15 protein-coding genes and 1 riboswitch are annotated in these 19,968 nt (G+C 69.8%); of the genes, 7 read left to right on the top strand and 8 right to left on the bottom strand.

Translation table 11 applies throughout. The annotated features are described in order from the left end of the window. Positions 1 to 37: 37 nt before the first annotated feature. Together AC37TH_RS10605 and AC37TH_RS10610 are read right to left on the bottom strand one after the other, a co-directional pair. The gene (locus tag AC37TH_RS10605; protein ID WP_490764319.1) at positions 38 to 643 is read right to left on the bottom strand and encodes a CoA-binding protein; all 606 of its coding nucleotides are present in this window, start codon (positions 641 to 643) and stop codon (positions 38 to 40) included. Then, positions 640 to 1,938: an O-acetylhomoserine aminocarboxypropyltransferase/cysteine synthase family protein gene (locus AC37TH_RS10610; RefSeq protein WP_490764320.1), complete on the bottom strand. Its 1,299-nt coding sequence runs from the start codon at positions 1,936 to 1,938 to the stop codon at positions 640 to 642. Before AC37TH_RS10610 ends, AC37TH_RS10605 begins: the two co-directional genes overlap by 4 nt. Positions 1,939 to 2,022: 84 nt before the next feature. Further along, a riboswitch (guanidine-III (ykkC-III) riboswitch) is annotated at positions 2,023 to 2,088 on the top strand. 10 nt (positions 2,089 to 2,098) lie between these two features. Between AC37TH_RS10610 and AC37TH_RS10615 the strand changes: the two genes are divergently transcribed. Beyond that, positions 2,099 to 2,419, top strand: a complete 321-nt coding sequence (locus AC37TH_RS10615) for a DMT family transporter (protein WP_490764321.1) — start codon at positions 2,099 to 2,101, stop codon at positions 2,417 to 2,419. A 99-nt stretch (positions 2,420 to 2,518) separates the two neighbouring features. On the opposite strand, the gene AC37TH_RS10620 is transcribed toward AC37TH_RS10615, so the two are convergent. The 4 genes from AC37TH_RS10620 to AC37TH_RS10635 all read right to left on the bottom strand — a co-directional run bounded on the left by AC37TH_RS10620 (position 2,519) and on the right by AC37TH_RS10635 (position 8,706). Beyond that, the gene (locus AC37TH_RS10620; protein WP_490764322.1) at positions 2,519 to 3,535 is read right to left on the bottom strand and encodes a YeiH family protein; all 1,017 of its coding nucleotides are present in this window, start codon (positions 3,533 to 3,535) and stop codon (positions 2,519 to 2,521) included. A gap of 25 nt (positions 3,536 to 3,560) precedes the next feature. Beyond that, complete coding sequence (locus AC37TH_RS10625; RefSeq protein ID WP_490764323.1) at positions 3,561 to 5,336, bottom strand: cell wall-binding repeat-containing protein; 1,776 nt, start codon at positions 5,334 to 5,336, stop codon at positions 3,561 to 3,563. A gap of 97 nt (positions 5,337 to 5,433) precedes the next feature. After that, positions 5,434 to 7,023: a S53 family peptidase gene (locus tag AC37TH_RS10630; protein WP_490764324.1), complete on the bottom strand. Its 1,590-nt coding sequence runs from the start codon at positions 7,021 to 7,023 to the stop codon at positions 5,434 to 5,436. 69 nt (positions 7,024 to 7,092) lie between these two features. After that, positions 7,093 to 8,706, bottom strand: coding sequence for a dolichyl-phosphate-mannose--protein mannosyltransferase (locus tag AC37TH_RS10635; protein ID WP_490764325.1), 1,614 nt, complete (start codon positions 8,704 to 8,706; stop codon positions 7,093 to 7,095). A 44-nt stretch (positions 8,707 to 8,750) separates the two neighbouring features. Here AC37TH_RS10635 and rsmI point away from each other — a divergent pair, with 44 nt between their 5' ends. The 5 genes from rsmI to AC37TH_RS10660 all read left to right on the top strand — a co-directional run bounded on the left by rsmI (position 8,751) and on the right by AC37TH_RS10660 (position 13,945). After that, positions 8,751 to 9,566 (top strand): 16S rRNA (cytidine(1402)-2'-O)-methyltransferase, encoded by an 816-nt coding sequence (rsmI, locus tag AC37TH_RS10640; RefSeq protein ID WP_490764326.1) that lies wholly within the window; start codon positions 8,751 to 8,753, stop codon positions 9,564 to 9,566. Between the two features lie 55 nt (positions 9,567 to 9,621). Beyond that, positions 9,622 to 11,211, top strand: a complete 1,590-nt coding sequence (metG, locus tag AC37TH_RS10645; protein ID WP_490764327.1) for a methionine--tRNA ligase — start codon at positions 9,622 to 9,624, stop codon at positions 11,209 to 11,211. Then, positions 11,208 to 12,137, top strand: a complete 930-nt coding sequence (locus tag AC37TH_RS10650) for a TatD family hydrolase (protein ID WP_490764328.1) — start codon at positions 11,208 to 11,210, stop codon at positions 12,135 to 12,137. The genes metG and AC37TH_RS10650 overlap by 4 nt, the downstream gene beginning before the upstream one ends. After that, the gene (gene rsmA, locus AC37TH_RS10655; protein ID WP_490764329.1) at positions 12,134 to 12,982 is read left to right on the top strand and encodes a 16S rRNA (adenine(1518)-N(6)/adenine(1519)-N(6))-dimethyltransferase RsmA; all 849 of its coding nucleotides are present in this window, start codon (positions 12,134 to 12,136) and stop codon (positions 12,980 to 12,982) included. Before AC37TH_RS10650 ends, rsmA begins: the two co-directional genes overlap by 4 nt. A 90-nt stretch (positions 12,983 to 13,072) precedes the next feature. Then, a complete protein-coding gene (locus tag AC37TH_RS10660) occupies positions 13,073 to 13,945 on the top strand; it encodes a 4-(cytidine 5'-diphospho)-2-C-methyl-D-erythritol kinase (RefSeq protein ID WP_490764330.1) in 873 nt (290 codons plus the stop codon). A 103-nt stretch (positions 13,946 to 14,048) separates the two neighbouring features. Here the strand turns inward: AC37TH_RS10660 and AC37TH_RS10665 are convergent, their stop codons facing one another. Together AC37TH_RS10665 and AC37TH_RS10670 are read right to left on the bottom strand one after the other, a co-directional pair. Continuing rightward, entirely contained in the window at positions 14,049 to 14,882 is an 834-nt protein-coding gene (locus tag AC37TH_RS10665) for an undecaprenyl-diphosphate phosphatase (RefSeq protein ID WP_490764331.1), read from the bottom strand. 256 nt (positions 14,883 to 15,138) lie between these two features. Beyond that, on the bottom strand, positions 15,139 to 17,991 hold the full coding sequence (locus AC37TH_RS10670) for a helix-turn-helix transcriptional regulator (RefSeq protein ID WP_490764332.1): 2,853 nt from the start codon (positions 17,989 to 17,991) through the stop codon (positions 15,139 to 15,141). Positions 17,992 to 18,146: 155 nt separating this feature from the next. On the opposite strand from AC37TH_RS10670, the gene AC37TH_RS10675 reads away from it, so the two are divergent. Next, complete coding sequence (locus AC37TH_RS10675) at positions 18,147 to 19,952, top strand: ABC-F family ATP-binding cassette domain-containing protein (protein ID WP_490764333.1); 1,806 nt, start codon at positions 18,147 to 18,149, stop codon at positions 19,950 to 19,952. The last annotated feature ends 16 nt before the right edge of the window (positions 19,953 to 19,968 follow it).

Genomic DNA, 19,968 nt, shown 5'->3' on the forward strand with positions numbered 1-19,968 from the left:
AGTCCCGACTCGATTGCTGGGGGACGGTGGGGAAGGGTCAGCGGAGGGTTTTGCGGGCGGTGATCTGGCCGGTGTCGAAGCCGAGGAGGTGCAGGCCGCCGTGGAAGCGGGCGTGCTCGATCTTGATGCAGCGGTCCATGACGACGGTGAGGCCCTTGGACTCGCCGTACTCCGCGGCCTCCTGGTTCCAGATGCCGAGCTGGATCCAGACGGTGGGGGAGCCGACGGCGAGCACCTCGTCGATCACGGCGGGCAGATCGCCCGGCTTGCGGAACACATCCACGATGTCCGGGACCTCGGGCAGCGACGCCAGATCCGGGTAGGCCTTCTCACCCAGGATGGTGTCGGCGTTCGGGTTGACGAAGTAGACCCGGAAGTCGCTCGACTGCTGCAGGTACGTCCCGACGAAGTAGCTGGAGCGGGCGGGGTTGGGCGAGGCTCCGACGATGGCGACGGACTTCGCCGACCGCAGGATGCGCAGCCGCTCCTTCGCGTCCGGACCAACCCAGGTGCGCTGCGACTTGAGCAGCTTTGCCAGCGGGGAGTCCGCGGGGACGGCACAGGACAGGCCGTTGGCCAGCTGCACCTGCTCGGTGTCAGTGTCTGTGTCGGCTGTGCTGTCTGCGGTGTCTGCGACCGTCATGCGTTCGTCTCCTTCACGGCGAGGGTGAGGGCCTGATCCAGATCGTAGATGATGTCGTCGACGTCTTCGATGCCCACGCTGATCCGCACGACGCCGGGCAGCACCCCCGCATCCAGGAGCTGCTGCTCGGTGAGCTGCGCGTGGGTGGTCGACGCCGGGTGGATGACGAGGGTCTTCGCGTCGCCGATGTTGGCGAGGTGGCTGGCCAGGTTGAGCGATTCGATGAACCTCTGGCCGACGGCACGGCCGCCCTTGACCACGAAGCTGAATACGCTGCCGGCGCCCTTCGGCAGGTACTTCTGCGCGCGGTCGTGGTGCGGGTGCGCCGGGAGACCGGCCCAGAACACCGACTCGATGCGGGGGTCGGCGTCCAGCCACTCTGCCACGACGCGAGCGTTGTCGACGTGCGCTTGGATGCGATACGGCAGGGTCTCGACGCCCTGCGCCAGCAGGAAGGCGGAGTGCGGGGCGAGCGACGGCCCGATGTCGCGCAGCTGCTCGGCGCGCAGGCGGGTGAGGAAGGCGTACTCGGCGAAGTTGCCCGACCACTCCAGGCCGCCGTACGACGGAACCGGCTGGCCGAATAGCGGGAACTTGTCGCTGTGCCAGTCGAACCGGCCGCTCTCCACGACGACGCCGCCGAGGGTGGTGCCGTGGCCGCCGAGGAACTTGGTGGCCGAGTGGATGACGATGTCGGCGCCCCACTCGATCGGCCTGTTGAGGTACGGCGTCGCGATGGTCGAGTCGATGATGAGCGGGATGCCTGCGGCGTGCGCCACTTCGGCCAGACCCTCGATGTCGGCGATCTCGCCGGACGGGTTCGCGATGGTCTCCGCGAACAGCAGCTTGGTCTTGTCGGTGATGGCGGCCGCGTAGTCGGCCGGGTTCGCACTCTGGATGAACGTGGTCTCGACCCCGAAGCGGCGGAGGGTCACGTCGAGCTGGGTGATCGAGCCGCCGTAGAGGTTGGCCGATGCGACGATGTGGTCGCCTGCCCCGGCGAGCGAGGCGAAGGTGATGTACTGCGCGCTCAGCCCGCTGGCGGTCGCGACGGCGCCGAGGCCGCCTTCGAGGCTCGCGACGCGCTCCTCGAACGACGCGACGGTCGGGTTGGCGAGGCGGGAGTAGATGTTGCCGTACTTCTGCAGGGCGAACCGGGCGGCAGCGTCGGCGGTGTCGTCGAAGACGAACGCGCTGGTCTGGTAGATCGGGAGGGCGCGGGCGCCGGTCACCGGATCGGGGATGTTGCCCGCGTGAATCGCACGCGTGCGGAAGCCGTATTCGCGATCTGCCATGACGCAACGCTAGCGGAGGGCGGGGGACGAACGCCGGTCGGTGACGTAACAGACCGCAACCGGAGCGGGTGTGATACAGTTGTGCTAGATCGCGTGATTCGCGATCCCGGACGACGGATCAGTACCCGGTGCGCGACAAGACTGGCCACGGGAGTGAATCATGTCGTGGATCGTCCTCATCGTGTCCGGCGTCCTCGAAGCCGTCTGGGCCACAGCGCTCGGGCTCTCCGCCGGCTTCACCAAGCTCTGGCCGTCGGTGATCTTCGGGGTGGCGCTGATCGCATCCATGGGTGGGCTGGCCTATGCCATGCGTGACATCTCCACGGGCACCGCCTACGCGGTCTGGGTCGGCATCGGCGCTGCCCTCACCGTCCTCTACGCCATGTTCTTCGGCGGCGAGGGCTTCTCCCTCGTCCGCGTCCTCCTCATCCTGGGCCTCGTCGGCTGCATCGTCGGCCTCAAGCTCACCTCCGCGCACTAGCCGTCCCCAAGCTATCGAGCCGGGACTTGTGCACGCGACACCCCGGCGTGTCGCGTGCATAAGTCCCGGCTCGATGGCTGGGGAGGGCGGCGACGGCGGTCAGGAGAGGTGGACGGCGGCGAGGGCGAGCGCGGCGACGACGACCCAGGAGAGCAGGCCGACGGCGAGCGCGCGCCAGCCGGTGCCGAGGAGCGTGCGCAGCCGCACGGCCGTGCCGAGGCCGAACAGCGCCATCGCGAGGAGCGCGGTCTGCAGGGAGTCGGCGCCGGAGGTCACCACCGCGGGCAACGGGATGAACGACGCCACCAGCACCGCGACGATGAACCCGGCCACGAACAGCGGCACGATCGGCGGGCGCTTGGCCGCCGGGTCGCCCTCGACGTGACGGCGGCGCTCGACGACGGAGGCGACGGCCACCATCGGCGCGAGCATCAGCACGCGCGTCAGCTTCACCACCACGGCGACGGCCAGCGCGGCCGGCCCGGCGAGCTGCGCGGTCGCGACGACCTGCCCGACGTCGTGCACGCTGGCCCCCACCCAGTGCCCGAACTGCAACGAGCTGAGCCCCAGTGGATGCCACAGCACGGGCAGCACAAAGATGGCGAGCGTCCCGCACAGGGTCACCAGCGCGACGGGAGTCGCCGTCTCCTCGTCTTTCGACTTGACGACGCCGCTCATCGCCCCGATCGCGGACGCACCGCAGATCGAGAACCCGGTTGCGACCAGCAGCGGCTGGTGGCCGGGCAGCCGGAACAGCCGCCCGAGCCACATCGTGCCGACGAATGTCAGCAGCACGATGCCGACGGTGGTCAGGATGGTCACCCAGCCGAGCTGCGCGATGTCGCCGAGGCTCAGCTTGAGCCCGAGCAGCACGACACCGATCCGCATCAGCCGCTTGGCCGACACGGACAGTCCGGGGGCGAGCGTCCCCGTCACCGCGGGCCGCGCGAACGGCAGCTGCCCGACCACGATCCCGAGCACCACGGCCGCCGTCAGCAGCGGCACGGCGGGCACCAGCCAGTGGATGCCCCACGCGACCAGGGCTGCGACAGCGGCGGCCGCCACCCCTGGCACCCAGCGTGGTGGCGTGCGGGTGACGGCCGTCGTGCTCTGCATTCCTCCTATTGTGGCCGAACGGCGGTTAGTGCTTCGCCCGCCCTGCCGTGATCGCCGCGTTCAGTGCCGCGGAGTCGAGCGTGATCTGCTTCACGTCCTTCGGCGTCGGGGCCGCTGCGGAGCCGAGCTCCGCGCCGGACCCGTACAGGCCGGGCTGGCAGTAGGTGATCTGGTGCTCGATGTCCATGCTCAAGACGCTCTTCCCACCGACGGCCCAGTATGTCGAGACGCCCTGGATGTTCGAGTCGGTGAACTCGCCGTACGGGATGCAGTCCGGCACGGCGAGGAGGAGCGGCGCTCCGCTCGCGCCGGCGATCGCGGAGATCGACAGGGCGTCAGGGAAACCGAGGCCGCTCGCGACGAACGCCGTGTCGGCGAAGGGGAAGATCTCCTTGTTGACGGCCTGTGCAGTGCCGAACCTGTCATTGCCTGCGAGGCGCAGCACGGTCGGGACTCCGAGCTTCTCCAGGTCGCGCTGGATGCCGGTCGACACCGAGTTGGCACCGCCCGCGATGTAGATGCGCAGCGGAGAGAGGGAGGCGATCAGAGACTTCGTCGCTGCGTCGAGCGAACCGGACCAGCCGTTGACGAGGAGCAGCGCACCGCCCTGGTAACCGGCCGCCGAGCCGGCGACGAGCGCGTCAGGGAAGCTGTTGCCCGTCGCGATGAAGACGCTGTCGACGTGCTTGCCTGCGAAGGCGCCCGCGACGGCTCGGGAGGTGGCGAACCGGTCGTCGCCGGAGACCCTGGTGACGCTAGGGGCGAGCTTCTGCAACTGCGCGAACGCGGACGTTCCGACCGCGGCGAGTCCACCGACGACGACGATCTTGGGCGGGGCGAGCTTCGTGATGGCGTTGACGACGCTGGCGGGAACGAAATCCTGGCGGGTCAGCAGAAGCGGCCCACCGAGACGGGCTGCTGCGGCGCTTGCGGCGAGAGCGTCCGGGAAGTTCACGCCGTTCGCCACGTAGACGACGTTCGCCTGGCCAGCCGAGTACGAGCCGAGTGCGACCTGCACTGAGGTGTCGAAGCGGTCGGCTCCGGCGATGCGGCCACTGTAGTAGGACCAGGGGCCGACCGATCCATTGATGCCCGTGACCTTCTGGCCCTCGGCGACCGTGATCGGTGTGGAGCTCCACAGGGTGTCGACGTTGTCGTAGTAGCTCGTCGAGAACCCGGGTTGGGTGGCGTTCGCGTCGGCGAACCGGACGACGTATTCGCCGGCGGCAAGGCCGGCGAGCGTGTAGTTGCCGTTCGGGCTGAGGACCGGCGGCGTCTCGTTGAACTGCTCGAACAGCCCCGTGGACGGGTTGAGCCGGTAGGCGCGGAACCCGTTGCTGGTGGTCGCTCCGGTCACCGTGCCGCTGATCGAACCGCCGACCGGCTGAGTGGCCGTCAGGCCCGAGATGTTGGCGTTTGCGACGGTCAGGACCTTGGCTGAGTCCTCGAAGGAGCCGCCGAGCCAGGTTCCCGCGTTCGCGCCGTCTCCGGTCGCGCGGAACTGTACGCGGTACCGGCCAGGCGTCACGCCGGGGATGCTCCACGCTCCGTTCGTGGTGAAGGAGGACAGAGGCTGGCGCGGAGTGCTTCCGGTGAGCGGGAGGAGGAAGACATACGACGTCCCGGTCGTCGTCGTCCCGCCTCCTGCCACGTCGTAGTTCACCGTTCCGCTGACGGTGTACGTTCCTGCCGCCAGGGCGGCGGCGGGGACGAAGGCGAGTCCGGCGACGGTGAGCGCTGCCGCCACACCGCCGACGAAGAGGGTTCTGAGTGCGCGCAGTGGGCGCCGTGTTCGAGTCACGGGGGGAGCATACTGGTCGGTCGGTCAGCGGGGCTATGTCCCATTAGGGGTGTGTCTTCGCGCAGATCAAGCGCAGAGGAAGCGCCGCCGAGCTCCGCTACAGCGTCGCCAGCAGCGCCGTCCCGTCCGGCACGCCCAGCCCGGTGCACGCATCCCACCCGGCGGCGGCGGTGAACGCCCCGTTGTCGCCGCTCGTGATGTCGCGGAATCCGGCGGCCACCTGCCCCGTCTTCACCGAGTCGTAGAGCGCGGGCTGGGCCAGCCCGAGGGGCTTGCCCGTCGACTGCACCAGCCGCGCCACGAGGGCGGCCCAGAGCGGCGCCACGGCGCTCGTCCCTCCGATGACCAGCTCTTTTCCGTCGACGAGCACCCGGTAGCCGGTCTGCGGGTCTGCGACCGCCGAGACGTCGGGCACCCCGCGTCCGCTCGGTCCGTTGGCGCTGCCTCCCGCATCCACGCCGCCCGCCCCGACAGGGACGCCGACGTTCTTCTGCCAGGTCGGCTGGGCGAAGGCGGCGCTGACGCCTCCTCCTGTCGCGCCGGCGCCCGCGCCGTTGTTCCAGACGGTCTCCGACTGCACGACACCGGTGGAGGCGTCTGCGCTGAGCCTGGTGCCTCCGCAGGCGAGGGCGTGCGGGGACGACGCGGGGAAGTCGACGTGCGCCTTGCCGTCTGTCACCCTGTCGCTGCTTCCGTCGTCGCCCGCCGCTGCCGTCACGGTCGCGCCGAGGGCGGCGGCGTCGGTCAGGGCCTGGTCGAATGCGTTGCGTGCCTGGGCGGTCCAGGCGTCCTCCGATTGGCCCCAGCTGATGCTGATGGCCGCGGGGGTGGGATCGGCGTGAGCCGCGGTGGTGACCGCGTCGATGAATCCGGCGTCGGTGTTCGGTGCGAAGTAGACGACGATGGATGCTCCGGGCGCGAGCGCCCCCGCCACCTCGATGTCGAGCATCACCTCGCCGTCGGCGCCGTTCGGGTCGGCGCCCGGCTGGTTCGACGCGCCGTCCACCCCGACGGCGGTGACGGTGGGCCCGGTGATGCCGAGCCCCGCGAAGTAGGTGTCGAGGTCGCTCTGCTCGTACCCGCCGCCGAGCTCGATGATGGCGATGGTCTGGCCGCTGCCGTCGGTGTTCGCGGGGAAGCGGTAGATCGCGCCGAGCTCGAGCGGCGTGTAGCTGGTGCTGACCGCCGCAGGCCGCGCCACCCGGAACAGCGCGCGCGCCTGGGGGCGGTCGTCGATGCCGAGCACGGCCGTCACCACGCCGTCGAGCGCGGCCGGGATGCTCAGCCCGCCGGTGCGGTGCCGGTGGGTGTATTCGCGGTCGGCCGCATCCCGTGCTGTGGTCTGGTCGAGGTCGGTGCCGAACACGCGGCCGAGTTGCGCTGCCGTCCCTGACACGCGCACCCGCCGCTCCGCCGCGTTCGCGTCGAGCACGGTGAGGCCGAGCTCCGTCATGGTCGAGGTGACGAGGTCGACGTCGGCCGTGGAGGCGCCGTAGGTCTTCGCGAAGTCCGCCCGGCTGAGCGGCGAGGCGAGGGCGGTGTCCGGCAGCTCCTCCTGCCGCCGGAGCACGAGCGTCGCCTCGACCGTCGACTCGGGGTCGATGGCGGCGTGGGCGGTGACGCCCGGTGTCTCCGGCCGTTCGCTGCCGGGCAGGGGGACGAGATCGATCGGCTGGTTCGCATCCATAGCAACGGTCTACACCCGGCCACCGACCGTGCACAGGCCTTGCCGGCACAGGATGCGGCTACCGGAGGCTCACACCCAGCTGGGCAGCCACATGTGGATCTGCCAATACCAGAACGGCACCTGCTGCGCCGTCCAGATCGGCCAGAAGAACACGCTGACCGCCGACACGACCGCCAGGAACACGCCCACCCAGATGAGCCCGCGTTTCCGGCGGTGCGACGGATCGCTGCGTCGTCCGAGCACGATCCCGATCACCGCCGTCAACCCCAGGATCAGGTACGGCTCGAACGCGATCGCGTAGAACTCGAAGATGGTGCGGTTGATGTACAGCAGCCAGGGCAGGTATCCGGCGGCGAGGCCGGTGAGGATGAGCCCGACCTGCCACTCGCGGTAGCGGATCACCCGGTAGACCAGGTAGAACGCCGCCGCGGCGGCCGCCCACCAGATGATCGGGTTGCCGAGCGAGGTGATCGCCGACGCGCAGGCGTTGGCCGTGCAGCCGTTCTCGCCGACGTTCGACCCGACGTAGTACATGCTGGTCGGCCGGATCATGAACAGCCAGGTGAGCGGGTTCGCCTGGTACGGATGCGAGACGTGCAGGTTGATGCTGTACCCGTACATCTCGGTCTGGTAGTGCCACAGGTTCTGCACCCAGAGCGGCACCCACGACAGGGCGCCGGACCACTGCATGTGCGTCGACTCCGCCCAGTGGCGGTAATAGCCGCCGCTGGTCACGAGCCAGCCGGTCCAGGTCGCCACGTAGCTGACGAGTGCGATCGGCACCATGAGCACGAACGTGGCGGGCGCCTGCTTGAGGATCCCGCCGCTGATGTAGAACGGCAGGCCGACGCGGCGGCGCGCGATGATGTCCACGACGACGGTGTAAACGGCGAAGAACGCGAGGAAGTAGAAGCCGCTCCACTTCACCCCGGCGCACAGCCCGGTCAGGATCCCGGCGGCCAGCAACCAGGGCCGCCACCACAGCACCGGCCCCCAGGCGGGGTCGCGCCCGGCCGCCCACGCGGCGTGCACCTTCTCCGCGAGTCTGGTGGCGTGCCACTGCCTGTCCAGCAGGATGCACCAGAACGCCAGGAGCGCGAGGAACATCACCGAGTTGTCCAGCAGGGCCACCCTGCTCATCACGATCGCGTGGCCGTCGATCGCCAGCAGGAACCCGGCGACGGTGGCGAGGATGGTCGAGGAGAACAGCTTCCGTGCGATCAGGAACACCACGAGCACGGCCAGGATGCCGACCACGGCGGTCGAGATGCGCCAGCCGAACGAATCCCCGGCGCCGAATGCGGCCATCCCGAGCCCGATCATCCACTTGCCGAGCGGGGGATGCGCGACGAACGACGGGTCGGACGTGAAGATGTTCGTGTTCCCCCCGGCGAACTGCTGATCGGCCTTGTCCGGCCAGCTGCCCTCGTAGCCGAGGTGCATCAGCGACCACGCGTCCTTCACATAGAAGGTCTCGTCGAACACGAGCACGTGCGGGAAGCCCAGGTTCCAGAGCCGCAGCACGGCGGCGAGCAGTGTGACGGCGATGGGGGCGCCCCAATACCAGAGCTTCATCCGCAGCGGGGTGCGGAGCATTCTGGCCCACCAGTCGTCGAGTCGGGTGCCGGTCGGCTCCGCCGGTGGCGGCGCGATCGGGATGCCGATGCCGGGTGTCGAAGTCACCAGATCATGCTAGGGGGTGTGCCAGTGGGTGACAGACTCGAGGCATGATCATCCTCGCGGCCACCCCCATCGGCAACCTCAAGGACGCCTCCCTCCGGCTGATCGAGGTGCTGGGGTCCGCCTCGGTCGTCGCGGCGGAGGACACCAGGGTCACCCAGCGGTTGCTCGCCGGGCTCGGCATCGAGAACCGGCCGCGCCTGATCGCGCTACACGACCACAACGAGCGCGACAAGGCGGCCGAACTGGTCGAGCTGGCGCGCGAACAGGATGTGGTGGTGCTGTCGGATGCGGGGATGCCGACCGTCTCCGATCCCGGCTTCCACTTGGTGGAGGCCGCGGCCGCTGCCGGTGTCGGCGTCACCGTCCTCCCCGGCCCGAGCGCGGTGGTGACGGCGCTCGCCGTCTCAGGGCTGCCGACGGACCGCTTCACCTTCGAAGGATTCCTGCCGCGCAAGCAGGGCGAACGGCTCAGCACCTTCCGTGCGCTCGCCTCCGAGCCTCGCACGATGGTGTTCTTCGAGTCGCCCAACAGGATCGCCGCCTCCCTCACCGACCTCGCGACCGTGCTCGGCGATGACCGGAGGGTCGTGGTCTGCCGCGAGCTCACGAAGCTGTTCGAGGAGGTCAAGCGGGGCACCGCCGCCGAGCTGGCCGCCTGGGCGGCCGACGGCGTCCGCGGCGAGATCGCCGTCGTGGTGGCGGGAGCGGAGGCGCGTACGGTCGATCTGGAGACCGGCGTAACACAGGTGCTGGCGCTGGTCGCCGCCGGCACGCGGCTGAAAGACGCGGCGGGCGAAGTCGCGGAGGCGACAGGGCTCGGCAAACGGGACCTCTACCAGGCCGCTCTCGACCGGAAGTGACCCCCGACCGGTAACACGCCCGGATGCGGTCCGGCGCGCCCGTAGGATGGTCACCATGTCCGACGGCTCTTCGTTCTACATCACCACGCCGATCTTCTACGTGAATGATGTCCCGCACATCGGGCACGCATACACGGAGGTCGCCGCTGACGTCCTTGCGCGCTGGCACAGGCAGGCCGGTGACGACACCTGGCTGCTGACCGGCACGGACGAGCACGGGCAGAAGATCCTACGCACCGCGACCGCGAACGGTACGACGCCGCAGGAGTGGGCGGACAGGCTCGTCACGAACGAGTGGCTGCCGCTGCTGAAGACGATCGACATCGCGAACGACGACTTCATCCGCACCACGGACGAGCGCCACGAGAAGAATGTGCAGAAGTTCCTGCAGAAGCTCTACGACGACGGCTTCATCTACGCAGGGGAGTACGAGGCGCTGTACTGCGTCGGCTGCGAGGAGTTCAAGCCACAGAGCGAGATCGTCGACGGCACGGGGGAGTACGAGGGCCAGAAGGTCTGCGCCATCCACTCCAAGCCGCTGGAGCTGCTGCAGGAGAAGAACTACTTCTTCCGGATGAGCCAGTTCGCCGACCAGCTGCTGGCGCTCTTCGAGGAGCGTCCAGGATTCGTGCAGCCGGAGTCGGCGCGCAACGAGGTCGTCTCGTTCGTGCGGCAGGGCCTCAGCGACCTCTCCATCTCCCGGTCGAGCTTCGACTGGGGCATCAAGGTGCCGTGGGACGAGTCGCACGTCGTCTACGTCTGGTTCGACGCGCTGCTGAACTACGCCACCGCTGTCGGCTACGGCCAGGACGACGCGAACTTCGCCAGGCGCTGGCCGGCCACGCACATCGTCGGCAAAGACATCCTGCGCTTCCACGCAGTGATCTGGCCCGCGATGCTGATGGCCGCGGGGCTCGACGTCCCGCACCAGGTCTACGGCCACGGCTGGCTGCTGGTCGGTGGCGAGAAGATGTCCAAGTCCAAGCTGACCGGCATCGCGCCCACCCAGATCACCGACACGTTCGGGTCGGATGCGTTCCGGTATTACTTCATGCGCGCCATCAGCTTCGGCCAGGACGGCTCGTTCAGCTGGGAAGACCTGTCTGCGCGCTACCAGGCGGAGCTCGCGAACGGTTTCGGCAACCTCGCCTCCCGGGTGGTCGCGATGGTCTCGCGCTACTTCGAGGGCGTCGTCCCGCCGGCCGACCGGTATGAAGACGCCGACTTCGCCGTGCAGAAGACGGTCGCCGACGCCGCAGCGGCGGCAGACGCCGCCATCGAGAAGCTCGCCATCCACGACGCTCTCACCGCGATCTGGACCATCGTCGACGAGCTCAACGGCTACATCACCGCTCAGGAACCGTGGAGCCTCGCCAAGGACGAGACGCAGCGCGAACGCCTCGGCACGGTGCTGTACACCGCGGCGGAGGGCCTGCGTGCGCTCGCCGTGCTGCTGTCGCCCGTGATCCCCAAGGCCACCCTCAAGCTGTGGGTCGCTCTCGGTGCGGAGGACGAGCTCGGCGGTCTCGACGAGCAGCCGTTGCGCACGGCGGGGGACTGGGGCCAGTTGCCCATCGGCACGACGGTCAACGGACTCGAAGCGCTGTTCCCCCGGATCGACGCGGACGCGGTGCCAGGAGCATGACCGACCCGGCGTTCATCCGGCAGCGGCACGTCACCGACGGGCGCGACCTGGAGTACCCGCCGCTCCCGGAGGCGCTGGTCGTCCCCGTGTACGACAACCACACGCATCTGGAGATCGCGGACGGCGACGAGCCGATGGACTACCGGGAGCAGCTGGACCGCGCATCCAGTGTCGGCGTGCGCGGTGTCGTGCAGGTCGGCAATGACGTGGAGACGTCGCGCTGGTCGGCCGACATGGCCGCCATCGAACCCCGGATGCTCGCGGCCGTCGCCCTGCACCCCAACGACGCTCCCGACTACGCCGAGCGCGGTGAACTCGACGACGCGCTCGCCGTGATCGCCGAACTCGCCGCCCGCCCGCGGGTCCGCGCCGTCGGAGAGACCGGCCTGGACTTCTACCGCACCGAGGCCGGGCCCCGGCGGGAGGCGCAGTTCCGCTCGTTCGAGGCGCACATCGAGATCGCCAAGCAGAACGACCTCGCCATGCAGATCCACGATCGGGATGCGCACGCCGACGTCATCGCGACGCTCAAGCGCGTCGGCGCCCCCGAGCGCACGGTCTTCCACTGCTTCTCCGGCGATGCCGAGTTCGCCCAGCTCTGCGCGGAGAACGGCTGGTACATGTCGTTCGCCGGGAACGTCACCTTCAAGAACGCGGAGAACCTGCGCGAGGCCCTGCGGGTCGCGCCGCGCTCGCTGATCATGGTCGAGACCGACGCCCCGTTCCTCACCCCGACGCCGTTCCGCGGCCGGCCGAACGCGCCTTATCTCATCCCGCACACCCTGCGGGCGATGGCGGAGACGATCGGCACGGACGCCTCGACGCTCGCCGCGCAGATCTGCTCCAACACCGAGCTGGTCTACGGCCGCTGGGACGCCGAGCCCGTCGCGTCACCGCCGACCACGCCCATCGGGATCATCGCGTGAGCGCCCTCCGTCTGCTCGGTCCAGCGGAGATCCGCGACCTGGCCGATCTGCTCGACGTCACGCCGACCAAGAAGCTCGGCCAGAACTTCGTCATCGACGGCAACACCGTGCGCCGCATCGTGCGCGTCGCGAAGGTGCAGCCGGGCGACGTGGTGGTCGAGGTCGGTCCCGGTCTCGGCTCGCTGACCCTCGGGCTGCTGGAGGCGGACGCGACGGTCGTCGCCGTCGAGATCGACGGCAGGCTCGCCGAGCAGCTGCCGACGACGGTGCGCACGATGGCTCCGGAGGCGGCGGGCCGGCTCACCGTCGTCCACAAGGACGCCCTGCGCGTCACCGAGCTGCCGCAGTCGCCGACCCGGCTGGTGGCGAACCTGCCGTACAACGTCTCCGTGCCCGTGCTGCTGCACTTCCTGGAGCATTTCCCCGGCATCCGGAGCGGTGTCGTGATGGTGCAGGCCGAGGTCGGTTTCCGCGTCGCAGCGGAGCCGGGGTCGAAGGTCTACGGCGCCCCGAGCGTGAAGGCCGCCTGGTATGGCAGCTGGCGCACGGCGGGCACCGTGAGCCGCCAGGTGTTCTGGCCGATCCCCAACGTCGACTCCGTCCTGGTCGCCTTCGAGCGTCACGCCGAGGAGCCCGGGGACGAGACGCTGCGCGCCGCCACCTTCGAACTGGTGGATGCGGCGTTCCAGCAGCGCAGGAAGATGCTGCGGCAGGCGCTCGCGCCGGCCTACGGCGACTCCGCCACCGCATCCGCCGCCCTGGAGGCTGCCGGGATCGCGCCGACACTCCGGGGCGAACAGCTCGGCATCGCGGACTTCGTCAGGCTCGCCACCGCGAGGGTCTAGCGCCGGGCGCATCCGCCTGTAGGTTGGGACTATGACCACTCCGGCCATTGACGCAGTTCACGTGCGAGCCCCGGCAAGATCAACGTGTTCATGCGCGTCGGCGCGGTGATGGACGACGGTTACCACGACGTCGCGACCGCGTACCAGGCCGTCTCGCTCTACGAGGATGTGCGCGCGTATCCCGACGACGAGTTCTCGGTGAGCTTCGGCGGCTCGATCGACACGTCCGGGCTGCCGACGGACGGCACCAACCTGGCCATCAAGGCGGCGAAGCTGCTCGCCAAGAAGACCGGGTACACCGGAGGCGTCCGGCTGGAGATCGACAAGCACGTCCCCATCGCCGGCGGCATGGGAGGAGGCTCGGCGGACGCCGCGGCCACCCTGGTCGCCTGCGACGCCCTCTGGGGCACAGAGGCGAGCAAGGAAGACCTGCACAGCATCGCCGTGCGTCTTGGCGCAGACGTGCCGTTCGCGCTCGTCGGAGGAACGGCGATCGGCACGGGCAGGGGAGACCGGCTGAGCCCGGCGCTGGCGACCGGCCAGTTCCACTGGGTGCTCGCCCTCCCGGACAGCCAGCTGAGCACGCCGGCCGTGTACAGCGAGCTCGACCGTCACCGGGAGCGTCACTCCCGAGACATCGCGCCCGCCCAGTTCACGCCGACGGTCGACACGGCGGTGCTGCAGGCGCTGCGGGCAGGCGACCCGGCCATGCTCGCCGAGTCGCTGACGAACGACCTCCAGGCCCCGGCCATCCACCTGGCGCCCGAGATCGGCGCCGTGATCGAACTGGGCGAGATGAACGGGGCGCTCGCGGGGATCGTCTCCGGTTCGGGGCCGACGGTCGCGTTCCTGACCGCCGACCTCGACAGTGCGCTCGACCTGCAGATCGCGCTGAGCGCCGCGCGGCTGACGGCGGTGCGGGCCACCGGCCCGGTGCACGGGGCGCGCATCCTGCCGGAATAGTCCGTCGCGTGAGATGCCAGTAACTGTCGCAAAACGCCCGGGATGCGCGACAGTTACTGGTATCTCGCCGCGGCCGGACTTCGGCCTGTGGAGAACGCGCGCGTCAGGTTGCGGTGATGACGCCCGTCAGCAGCAGGATGGCCACCAGCACGGCCAGCCCGATGCGGTACCAGATGAAGATCGTGATCGGGTGCTTGCTCACCAGGCGCAGCAGCCAGGCGATGCTGACGTATGCCACCACGAGGCTCACCAGCGTGGCCACGATTGTCGGCAGCCAGCCGACGCTGGCGCTGATCGCGCTCGCCTGCGTGATCCCCTCGTAGCCGCCGGCCGCGACGAGCGCCGGGATGGCGAGGAAGAACGACAGGCGGGTGGCCGCGACGCGGTCGAGCCCGCGGAACAGGCCCGCGCTGATCGTCGCGCCGGAGCGGGACACGCCGGGAATGAGGGCGATCACCTGGAACACGCCGATGGCGATCGCGTCGACCGTGTTCGTCGACTCCTCGCCGCGGTTCTGGCGTCCCACCCGCTCGGCCGCCCACATCACGATGCTCCACAGGATGAGGGCCGCGACCACCACCCACAGGTTGCGCAGTCCGCCCGAGATGAGGTCTTTCGCCAGCAGGCCGACGATCGCGATGGGGATGGAGCCGATGATCACGTACCAGCCCATCCGGTAGTCGTGGTCGCGTTTGTCCCGGTTGAACAGACCTTGCACCCAGGCGACGACGATCCGGACGATGTCTTTCCAGAAGTAGATGATCGCGGCCAGGATGGCGCCGACTTGGATGATCGCGGTGAACGCCGTCACGCCTTTGTCGTCGATCGTCAGTCCGAGGAGTTTCTCGACGATGGTCAGGTGTCCCGTGCTCGACACGGGAAGGAACTCGGTGATGCCTTCGACGATGCCGAGGATCAGGGCTTGCAGCAGGTTCATCCGGCGGCCTCTCGATTCGGTGTGCGCGTCCCAGCATGTCGGGATATCGGCAAGAAGTCTCTGAGAATCGCGAGACCTCGCTCAAAAGAATCGAGATGGTTTCTACCCAAGGATGCCCTTAGCGCAGACGCAAGTCGGGTGTTGAGACGATTCGTTCTTGCATCGTATCCAAGCGCCCCCGCGGTCGGGCATCCCCGGGTGTGATTCCAAAATACCGAGCCCGTCAGGTGCTCTCATAACCGTGACGGGAAAACCGTCAAGTATTGACGGGGCGGTGCCGGGAGCGGTTCGCGCGCACGCTCCGGGAGGCGACGCTGAGCTTGCGCAGGTCGCGCCGGGAGGACAGTTCCAGCTTCGCCAGGATGTTTCGCACGTGGAAGTTGACCGTGGTCACCGACACGTACAGCCGCTCCGCGATCTCCTTGTTGGTCATGCCGGCGGCGAGAGCGTACGCGACCTGTCGTTCCCTGGTCGTCAGCGGCGCGAACGGGTCGGCCGACGCGTCCTCCGCGCCTCCGGCGGTGACCGTCAGCTCTTCCAGCAGGCGGGCGCAGCGGGCGAGGTATCCGGAGGCTCCGACGCGGCGGAACGTCTCGGCCGCCTGTTCGAGCAGCGCGGTCGCTCGTGGCCGGTCCGTGCCGAGTTCGGCCAGGAGCCGTCCGGCGTCCGCCGCCGCGACCGCCTGCGGGAACGGGAAGCGCGCGGCGGACGGGTCGTCCAGCGACGCGAGGTACGCCTCCACCGCCTCCTGCTTCTTCCCCTCCGCTTCGAGCACCCGGCCTTCCAGCCAGCCGAGCGAGCCGTAGTATGGCCGCCACATCCGGTCCTCGGCGCAGCGGGAGAGGGATGCGCGTGCGTCGTCTGCGCGACCGAGTGCGGCGAGCGCATCCACCCTGTGGGTCAGCCAGCCGAGGGTGGATGCGCGGGTCGCCACGGACTCCGCCTCCTCCGCCACGGCGAGTTGTGCTTCCCGGTCGTCGTGGGCGCGGGCGAGTTCGGCGCGCGCGATGTATGGGAGGTCGCTGTCGTACGACCCGGCGATGCTGAGCTTCGCCTGCGCCGCCGACCGGAGCCGTTCGTCCACGGCGGCGGTCTCGCCGCGTCCGGCACGCACCAGCGTCGACGCCCAGAGGGCGATCGGCCAGCCGGACAGATCGGTCTCGTCGAGGGCGAGCGCGACCGCCGCGTCCGCGAGCGTCACCGACTCGTCCCATTCGCCGACGAGGAAGAGGACGTGCGCGAAGATCGTTCGGGCGAAACCGGCCGTCCAGCTGGACGGGAACCGCTGGAGAAGTTCGTTGGCCCTCTCGAGGTCGTCGCGGGCGCGGCCGACGTCTCCGGCGAGCACGAACACCCTGGCGCGGGACACGAACGCGTCGACGGCCGAGGGCGAGGCAGCATCGACCAGGAGTTCGTCGAGTTCCTCCACCAGCGCCGGCACGAGGTCGGGGCGGACGTGTCCGGCGGCGGTGAGCGCCCAGCCGAGCAGCCGGAGCAGGTAGTCGCGCGGCTGGGCGAGCCAGCGCAGTGCAGGGTCTTCGACCTCGTCGGGGTCGGCGGGAGCGGCGGCGATGAGCTGCCGGCCGATCACCAGGTGGTCGAAGACGCCGGGGAAGTCGCGGGTCGCCATCAGCACCTTCGGGATGGCCTCGGCCACGTGCGCGCGGATCGCCCGCTCGTCCGCTGTGGTCCCCTCGCCGGCCTCCAGCGTGAGGGCGACGGAGAGTGCGCCGGGGATGTCGCCGGTGAGCGTGCGCAGTTCGAGCACCACGAGGTCGCGCGCCTGCGACGCGGGCAGCGCTTCGATGGCTGGGGTCAGGTCGAAGATGCGCTCGTGCATCCTGGTGCGCAGCGCGAGCAGGCCGATCTCCAGGAGGGCGCGGTCGTGCTCCGGCCCCGGGGCGGCGAGGTGCACGGCGGAGCGGGCGTAGCTCATCGCCTGGTCGGCCTGATTGCGGTCCGCCGCCGTCCTGCTGGCGTCGAGCAGTTCGGCGACGAGGGTCGGGTCGGCGATGTCGGCCGCCTCGACCCGGTGCCGGAGGGCGCGGTGGCCGGTGAGCACGTCGGCGGCGACCCGGTGGATGGCGACTTTGCGCTGCAGGGTGAGCTCGCCGGAGAGCGCGTCGGCGAGGATGGCGTGCGCGGGTTCCACCCAGACGACGCCGTCGCGTTCGGAGGAGAGCACGAGTCCGCGGGAGACTGCGCCCGCGGCGTCCACCCGGCTGTCGAGGCGGGCCGCGATGGTGCCGAACACGGGGAGGGGGAGCGGGTCGCGCAGCACGGCGATGATCTCCGCCGCCTCGCGGACGGACGGGTCAGCGCCCTCCAGCGCGGCGCCGACCGCCGTGGAGAGCGGCGTGATGGCAGCGGCCGGCAGGTCCCAGCCCGCCGGGTGCAGCGCGGCGGCGAACGTTTCGCGCAGCTGTCCGAGCAGCACGCTGAGTAGCAGCGGGGAGCCCTGGGTCGCCTCGGTGAGCCTCGTCGCCGTCCGCCGGGAGACGGCGTGACCCAGGATGTGCTGGGCGAGGTCCTGCGTGTCCGCCACGCTCAGCGGGGTGAGGTCGACGCGGGCGTGGTTGACGGTGGACGACGCGACGTCCTCGAACAGGGAGACGACGCTGCCGGGGAGCGGACGCGTCGCTGCGGTGAACAGGAAGCCCTGGTCGGACAGGCGGCGCACGACGAACCGGAGCGCCCGCGCCGACGCCTCATCCACCCACTGCGCGTCGTCGACGATCAGGCAGACGGGCTTGCCGACGCCGTCGATGGCGTCAAGCAGAAGACGGCCGACCGTCAGAGGGTCGTCGGACTGCTCCGGCGGCCGGATGCGCGTGCCGCTGACGGCGTTCAGCCCGCGCACCAGGGTCTCCACCGTGGCGTAGCTCAGGTCGGACTCGAACGAGTCGGCGTGCACCCGCAGCACGGTCCAGCCGTCCAGCCGCTCCGCCACGTCGGCGAGCAGCGCGGTCTTGCCGAGGCCGGCCTCTCCGGTGACGAGGAGCGCCCCGCCGGAGCCGAGGGCGCGATGGGCGACCAGGAGCATCGTCTCGCGTTCCCTGTCGCGTCCGAACAGCGGCTTCGCATCCGGGCTCGAGGCGTAGTCGGTCACGGCGTTCCCCATCCCGACCGGTCGGTCGCCGTGAACGGGTCGGAGTAATCTGTCGGGCGGGCAGACCGGTCCCAGTGATCCTCCCATACCGCGGGTGCCGTCCGGGATCACCCGTCCTGGGGGCGAACGCCCGTGCCGGTAGGCTGGAAACCCTCATGGCACACCTCCTCGGCGCTGAGTCGCTGCACCTCGAATACCCGACGCGCGTGATCTTCGACAGCGTCACGATCGGCATCAACGAGGGCGACCGCATCGGCATCGTCGGCCGCAACGGAGACGGCAAATCCACCCTGTTGTCGCTGCTCGCCGGGCGCATCGAGCCGGACGCAGGGCGGGTCACCCGCCGCCGCGACGTGACCGTCGGGATGCTCGACCAGGGCGACGAGCTCGACCAGACCCTCCGGGTCGGCCAGGCCATCGTCGGCGACCAGGACGAGCACCTGTGGGCGGGGGATGCGCGGGTCAGGGACGTCCTTGCCGGGCTCGTCTCGGACATCCGCTGGGAGGCGACGATCGGGGAGCTCTCCGGCGGCCAGCGCCGCCGCGTCGCGCTCGCAGCGCTGCTGGTGCACGACCACGACATCCTGTTCCTCGACGAGCCGACCAACCACCTCGACATCGAGGGCGTCGCCTGGCTGGCGGCGCACCTGAAGACGCGGTGGCCGGCGAATTCCGGCGGCCTCGTCGTCGTCACGCACGACCGGTGGTTCCTCGACGAGGTGTCCACGGCCACCTGGGAGGTGCACGACCGGCTGATCGAGCCGTTCGAGGGCGGATACGCCGCGTACATCCTGCAGCGCGTGGAGCGCGACAGGATGGCGGCGGTGGTCGAGGGCAAGCGTCAGAACCTGATGCGCAAGGAACTCGCCTGGCTGCGCAGGGGAGCGCCGGCTCGCACCTCGAAGCCGAAGTTCCGGATGGACGCGGCGGCCGAGCTGATCGCCGACGAACCGCCCGTCCGCAACGCCGTCGAGCTCAGCCAGATGGCCACCGCCCGGCTCGGCAAAGACGTGGTCGACCTGCTCGACACCACCGTCGTGTACCCGCCGAAGACCGTACTGCGCGACATCGAGTGGCGGATCGCCCCCGGCGAGCGCACCGGCATCCTGGGCGTCAACGGCGCTGGCAAGTCGACCCTGCTCGGCCTGATCGCCGGGACGGTCGAGCCGACGTCCGGCCGCGTCAAGCGCGGCAAGACCGTCAAGATCGCGACGCTCACGCAGCAGCTCTCCGAGCTGGACGACGTGATGGAAGACAGGGTCAGCGCGGTCATCGCAGGCAAGCGCACCACCTACCTCGCCGGGGGCAAAGAGATGACGCCCGGGCAGATGCTCGAACGTCTCGGCTTCACCAACGCCCAGCTCTCCACCCCGGTCAAAGACCTCTCCGGCGGTCAGAAGCGACGGCTGCAGCTGCTCCTCATCCTGCTGGACGAGCCGAACGTGCTCATCCTCGACGAGCCGACCAACGACCTCGACACCGACATGCTGGCCGCGATGGAAGACCTGCTCGACTCCTGGCCAGGCACCCTCATCGTGGTCTCGCACGACCGCTACCTGATCGAGCGCGTCACCGACCAGCAGTATGCCGTGATGGATGCGTCCCTCCGGCACCTGCCCGGCGGGGTCGACGAATACCTCGCGTTGCGCAAGGGGCAGCTGGCCACGGGCGGTCCCTCCGCGACGGCGGCCGCCGCGCCCGCGATCGCGAGCGGCGCATCCACTGGCCCCGCGCTCAGCGGAGCCGCCCTGCGCGCCGCCGAGAAGGAGGTCTCCTCCATCGACCGCCGCCTCGGCAAGCTCGCCGACCAGGTCGCCGCGACGCATGAGCGTCTCGCCCAGCACGACCAGTCCGACTACGAGGGCATCGGCACCATCTCGGCCGAGCTGCGCGCTCTCGAAGACGAGATCGCCACGCTCGAGACCCGCTGGCTCGACCTCTCCGAGCAACTCGACTCCTAAGAACCACCACATCCGG

The organism is Leifsonia sp. McL0627 (assembly GCF_058244615.1).

Bases quoted from the DNA above. Each gene is read 5' to 3' on its own strand.
- AC37TH_RS10660 (WP_490764330.1), top strand. From the start codon at position 13,073: ATGCGCGTCGGCGCGGTGATGGACGACGGTTACCACGACGTCGCGACC.
- AC37TH_RS10605 (WP_490764319.1), bottom strand. From the start codon at position 643: ATGACGGTCGCAGACACCGCAGACAGCACAGCCGACACAGACACTGAC.
- AC37TH_RS10630 (WP_490764324.1), bottom strand. From the start codon at position 7,023: ATGGATGCGAACCAGCCGATCGATCTCGTCCCCCTGCCCGGCAGCGAA.
- AC37TH_RS10650 (WP_490764328.1), top strand. From the start codon at position 11,208: ATGACCGACCCGGCGTTCATCCGGCAGCGGCACGTCACCGACGGGCGC.
- AC37TH_RS10615 (WP_490764321.1), top strand. From the start codon at position 2,099: ATGTCGTGGATCGTCCTCATCGTGTCCGGCGTCCTCGAAGCCGTCTGG.
- AC37TH_RS10675 (WP_490764333.1), top strand. From the start codon at position 18,147: ATGGCACACCTCCTCGGCGCTGAGTCGCTGCACCTCGAATACCCGACG.
- AC37TH_RS10610 (WP_490764320.1), bottom strand. From the start codon at position 1,938: ATGGCAGATCGCGAATACGGCTTCCGCACGCGTGCGATTCACGCGGGC.
- rsmI (WP_490764326.1), top strand. From the start codon at position 8,751: ATGATCATCCTCGCGGCCACCCCCATCGGCAACCTCAAGGACGCCTCC.
- AC37TH_RS10665 (WP_490764331.1), bottom strand. From the start codon at position 14,882: ATGAACCTGCTGCAAGCCCTGATCCTCGGCATCGTCGAAGGCATCACC.
- metG (WP_490764327.1), top strand. From the start codon at position 9,622: ATGTCCGACGGCTCTTCGTTCTACATCACCACGCCGATCTTCTACGTG.
- AC37TH_RS10620 (WP_490764322.1), bottom strand. From the start codon at position 3,535: ATGCAGAGCACGACGGCCGTCACCCGCACGCCACCACGCTGGGTGCCA.